Genomic DNA, 5237 nt, shown 5'->3' on the forward strand with positions numbered 1-5237 from the left:
CCGCTGATCCTCATGGCCGGGTACTCGGCCTTCCCGCGTCGCGTGAACTTCGCCGCGATGCGCGAGATCGCGGACGAGGTCGACGCCACGCTGGTCGTGGACATGGCCCACTTCGCCGGCCTGGTCGCCGGCAAGGTGTTCACCGGCGACTTCGACCCGGTGCCGCACGCGCACGTCGTCACCAGCACCAGCCACAAGTCGCTGCGCGGTCCGCGGGGCGGGTTCGTGCTGGCCCAGCCGGAGTTCGCCGACGCGGTCGACCGTGGCTGCCCGATGGTGCTCGGCGGTCCCCTGCCGCACGTCATGGCGGCCAAGGCCGTGGCGTTCGCCGAGGCCCGCCAGCCGGCCTTCGCCGAGTACGCCCAGGCGATCGTCGACAACGCCGTCTCGCTCGCCGAGGGGCTGGACAAGCGGGGCGTCCGGCTGGTCACCGGGGGCACCGACAACCACCTGGTGCTCATGGACGTGAGCAGCTTCGGACTGACCGGGCGGCAGGCCGAGTCCGCGCTGCTGGACGCCGGCATCGTGACCAACCGCAACTCCGTCCCGGCCGACCCCAACGGCGCCTGGTACACCTCCGGCGTCCGGATCGGCACGCCGGCGCTCACCACCCGCGGCTTCGGGGCGGCCGAGTTCGACCGGGTCGCCGAACTGATCGCCGACGTCCTCGGCGGGACGACTCCGGCGACGACGTCCTCCGGTGAGCCGTCCCGGGCGAAGTACGCGATGGCCGACGGACTCGCCGGGAAGACCCAGGCGGCGGCCGCGGAGCTGCTGGCCGGCCACCCGCTCTACGGCGGGCTGGACCTGGGCTGATCCGGGGCCGGGCCGGCCGAAAGGTGACCCGTCCCACCGGACCATGCGCACCAGGGGCCACGGCGGCCACCTGTACCGCGTGGTTCGCCGACCTGTGACGAACTCGTACCTACACTCGCTCGGGTGGACACAGCCGTGACCGACCCCGTGGTGGGCCTGGTCCTCGAGGGCCGCTACCGCCTCGAGGAGCGGCTCGCGCGCGGCGGCATGTCCACGGTCTACGCGGCGACCGATCTGCGGCTGCACAAGACGGTCGCCGTCAAGGTGATGGCCGAGCACCTGGCCCACGACCCGACGTTCGTCGACCGGTTCACCCGCGAGGCGCGCGCCGCCGCGATGCTCAGCCACCCCAACGTCGTCAGCGTCAGCGACCAGGGCAGCGACCAGGGACTGGTCTACCTGGTCATGGAGCTCGTCCGCGGCCGCACGCTGCGCGACCTGCTCACCGCCCGCGGCCGGCTGACCGTCGCCGAGGCGTTCGCCGTCCTCGAGCCGGTGCTGTCCGGGCTCACCGCGGCCCACCGCGCCGGCATCGTGCACCGCGACATCAAGCCCGAGAACGTGCTCATCGGCATCGACGGCGTGGTCAAGGTGGCCGACTTCGGGCTGGCCCGCGCCGTCGTCGGCAACGGCACGGCACAGGCCAGCCAGACCGGCGGCGTCCTCATCGGCACGGTCGCCTACCTCTCGCCCGAGCAGCTCGAGCGCGGCCGGGCCGACGCCCGCAGCGACATCTACGCGGCCGGCATCGTGCTGTACGAGATGCTCACGGGGCACCCGCCGTACGGCGGCGACACCCCCCTCGCCGTGGCGTACCAGCACGTGCACCACGACGTCCCCGCGGCGTCGGAGGAGGTGCCCGGCCTGCCGTGGGCCGTCGACGAGCTCGTCGCCCGCACGACCCGGCGCGACCCGGCCGGCCGGCCGCTCGACGCCGGCGCCTTCCTGGCGGAGCTCGGGCACGTCCGCAAGGACCTCGGCCTCGAGCCGGTGCCGGTGCCGACGGGCCGCAGCACCGCCGGTCCCGGCACGCTGCGCCCGACCAACCGCCCGACCCGTCCGCGCCACCCCAGCGACCCGGGCACCGCCGTCCTCGGCGCCCAGCGCACCGACCGCGCCGGGCGGACGAGCATGCTCCCGGGCATGGGCGCCGGCCCGACGACGAACGTCAACGGACGCCGTCCGGCCCTGGACCGCCCGCGCCCCGGCGTGCCTCTGCACATCCGCCGCCGGCGGGCCCGTTTCGCGGTCGCCGTGGTGGTCCTGCTGGCGATCACCATCGGCGCGGTCGGCTGGTGGCTGGGCTCCGGCCGCTGGACGCAGATCCCCGAGCTGGTCGGCAAGGAGCAGAACGCCGCGATCGACCTGCTGCAGGAGGCCGGCCTCACCCCCGACTGCTGCGAGCAGGTCTGGAGCGAGGAGTTCCCGGCCGGTGCGGTCATGTCGACCGATCCGCCCTCGGGCGAGGCGATCCGCGGCAGCGACGTCCGGCTGGTGGTCTCGCAGGGTCCGGAGCGCTTCACGGTCCCCACCGACCTGGTCGGCAAGCCGGAGGCCGACGTCGTCGCGTTCGTGCAGGAGAAGCTGCCCGCGATCCAGGTGACGACGGCGCAGGAGTACGACAACGACGTGGCCGCCGGGCTGGTCGTGCGCTTCGACCCGCCGGCCGGTTCCGAGCTGCGCCGCGACCAGGTCGTCACGGTGTTCGTGAGCCAGGGCCACGAGCCGGTGGCCGTCCCCGACGTCACCGGGCAGTCCCCCGAGCAGGCGCAGGCCAACCTGGAGAGCCTCGGCTTCGTCGTCGACCGCATCGAGGACGGCCGCAGCGCGGCCGTCGCCGTCGGTGAGGTCATGGCGGTCGACCCCGGCCCGGAGGACGGGCCGGTCGAGTTCGGGCGCACGATCTCGATCCAGGTGTCGGCCGGCTTGCCGCTGGTGACCGTGCCGGACGTCAGCGGCATGAACCAGGACGAGGCCGCCGCCGCGCTCAAGGCCGTCGGGCTGACCGTCGACGCCACCAAGTTCTTCGGCAACAAGGTGCGCCAGCAGCAGCCCGCCGCCGGTGAGACCGTCGAGCAGGGCACCACCGTCAAGATCCTGGTGACCTTCTAGCGGTGTCCTCCCCCGCGGTGCCGCCGATCGGCGCGCAGATCCAGATCAAGGGCGGCCTGGCCAAGGGCGGCCTCGCCTACACCGACGCCGTGGGCGCGCGGGCGGTGCAGGTCTTCGTCGGCAACCCGCGCGGGTGGCGGCTCACCGCCGGCGATCCCCGCCAGGACGAGCTGTTCGTCGCGGGCTGCGCCGAGCGAGAGATCCCGTCCTTCATCCACACGCCGTACCTGGTCAACGTCGGCTCCCCCACCGAGGCCACCGTCGAGCAGTCGATCGCCTCCATCGCGCACAACCTCGCGCGCGGCGCCGAGCTCGGCTGCCGGGGCGTCGTCGTGCACGCGGGCTCGGCCGTCGGCGAGGACCGCTACGAGGCGGCGCTCCGGCAGCTGCACGAGCGGCTGCTGCCGGTGCTCGACGGCCTGCCCGCCGACGCCCCGCGCCTGCTGATCGAGCCGACCGCGGGCGGCGGGAAGTCGCTGGCGGCGACCGTCGAGGACCTCGGGCCCTATCTCGCCGCGCTGGAGAACCACCCGCTGGTCGGCGTCTGCTTCGACACCTGCCATGCGTGGGCCGCCGGTCACGACCTGTCGGTCCCGGGCGGGATGACGGCGACGCTCGACGCGCTCGAGGCCGCCGTCGGCCCCGGGCGGCTGGGGCTGGTGCACGCCAACGACTCGCTCGACGAGTGCGGCTCGAAGCGTGATCGGCACACGACGATCGGCGCGGGCTCGATCGGGGCGGCGCCGTTCGGCGAGCTGCTGACGCATCGCTCGATGGCCGGCGTCCCGGTCGTGGTGGAGACCCCGAGCGAGCTCGACGGCTCGCCGTCCGCGGGCCACAAGCGCGACATCGACCTGCTGTGCTCCCTGCGCGACGCCGCATGCCGGCCCGGCGTCGCTGCCGCTTGACGTCACTTCTGTCCCACTCCGGCCCGGTTGCTTGACGTGACCGACTAGGAACTCTTTGCTACCGAAACCCGCGCTGCCGTAGAGCGCGCGGAACACCGAGCGAGGAGACCGACCGTGTCCATCCGCAAGAACCTGGCCGTCGCCGCCGTCGCGACGATGACCGCGACGGGGGTCGGCGCCACCGCCGGCACCGCCGCCGCCGCGCCGCCCGCCACCTCCGCTCTGGGCTCCTACATCGTCACGCTCGACGGGACCGGAGTGCCCTCTCGGGTGGCCGCGCTCGCCTCCTCCCGGCTCGGGGGCCGCGTCGGGCACGTCTACACCGCAGCGCTCGACGGTTTCGCCGTCACGGTGCCCGCCGCGCTCGCGGACCGGCTGCGGACGCTGCCCGGTGTCGTCTCCGTGGAGCAGGACCTGCCCGTGGAGGCGGCCGAGATCAAGACCCAGTCGCCGACGCCCTCGTGGGGGCTGGACCGGATCGACCAACGCAACGCCGTCACGTCGACCAGCGCGTTCTCCTACGCCTCCACCGGAGCCGGGGTGACCGCCTACATCATCGACACCGGTATCCAGACGGCGAACCTCGACTTCGGCGGCCGGGCCACGAGCGGGTTCGACGCCTTCGGCGGCACCGGCCTGGACTGCAACGGCCACGGGACCCACGTCGCCGGCACAGTGGGCGGCACGGAGTACGGCGTGGCCAAGGACGTCAGTCTGGTCGCCGTCCGCGTGCTCGACTGCAACGGCAGCGGTACCACCTCCGGCGTCATCGCCGGCGTCGACTGGGTCACGAGGAGCCACCCAGCAGGCCGGCCCGCGGTGGCCAACATGAGCCTCGGCGGTGGAGCGAGCACGGCGCTCGACACCGCTGTTGCCAACTCGATCAACTCCGGCGTCACCTACGCGGTCGCGGCCGGCAACGGCAATGCGCGGGGTGTCCCACAGGACGCCTGCAAGTCCTCCCCGGCCCGCGTTCCCGCCGCGCTCACCATCGGGGCCACCGACAGCAAGGACGCGGCCGCCTCGTGGAGCAACTACGGCGGCTGTGTCGACCTGTTCGCGCCGGGCGTCGGCATCACGAGCGACTGGTACACGTCCACGACTGCCACGAACACGATCAGCGGGACGTCGATGGCGACCCCGCACGTGGCCGGAGTCGCGGCGCTGTACCTGCAGACGGACGCGACCGCGTCAGCCGGCACGGTGAGCAGCGCGATCAAGACGGCGACCACCAAGGGCGTCGTCAAGACGAGCAGCCGGTACAGGACGGCGAACAACCACCTGCTCTTCAGCAACTACTGACCGCGGGCGCCGGGCCGTCCTCGTGGACGGCCCGGCTCAGCGGGCGAGGAGCTCGCTGAGGACGTCGGCGGCGCGGTCGATCCCGGCACGGCCGACGTC

4 protein-coding genes are annotated in these 5237 nt (G+C 73.5%); all 4 read left to right on the forward strand.

Annotation, left to right across the window (positions count from 1 at the left end; genetic code table 11):
• The coding region (locus E4P40_RS26150; protein WP_135161236.1) for an aminotransferase class I/II-fold pyridoxal phosphate-dependent enzyme at positions 1 to 816 on the forward strand (816 nt) is incomplete at its 5' end.
• Positions 817 to 939: 123 nt separating this feature from the next.
• Complete coding sequence (pknB, locus tag E4P40_RS26155) at positions 940 to 2928, forward strand: Stk1 family PASTA domain-containing Ser/Thr kinase (RefSeq protein ID WP_135161237.1); 1989 nt, start codon at positions 940 to 942, stop codon at positions 2926 to 2928.
• Between the two features lie 2 nt (positions 2929 to 2930).
• Positions 2931 to 3836, forward strand: coding sequence for a deoxyribonuclease IV (locus E4P40_RS26160; RefSeq protein ID WP_245160606.1), 906 nt, complete (start codon positions 2931 to 2933; stop codon positions 3834 to 3836).
• Positions 3837 to 3950: 114 nt separating this feature from the next.
• Positions 3951 to 5138 (forward strand): S8 family peptidase, encoded by a 1188-nt coding sequence (locus E4P40_RS26165; RefSeq protein WP_209305532.1) that lies wholly within the window; start codon positions 3951 to 3953, stop codon positions 5136 to 5138.
• Positions 5139 to 5237 lie beyond the last annotated feature (99 nt).

It is taken from the genome of Blastococcus sp. CT_GayMR20 (genome assembly GCF_004570345.1).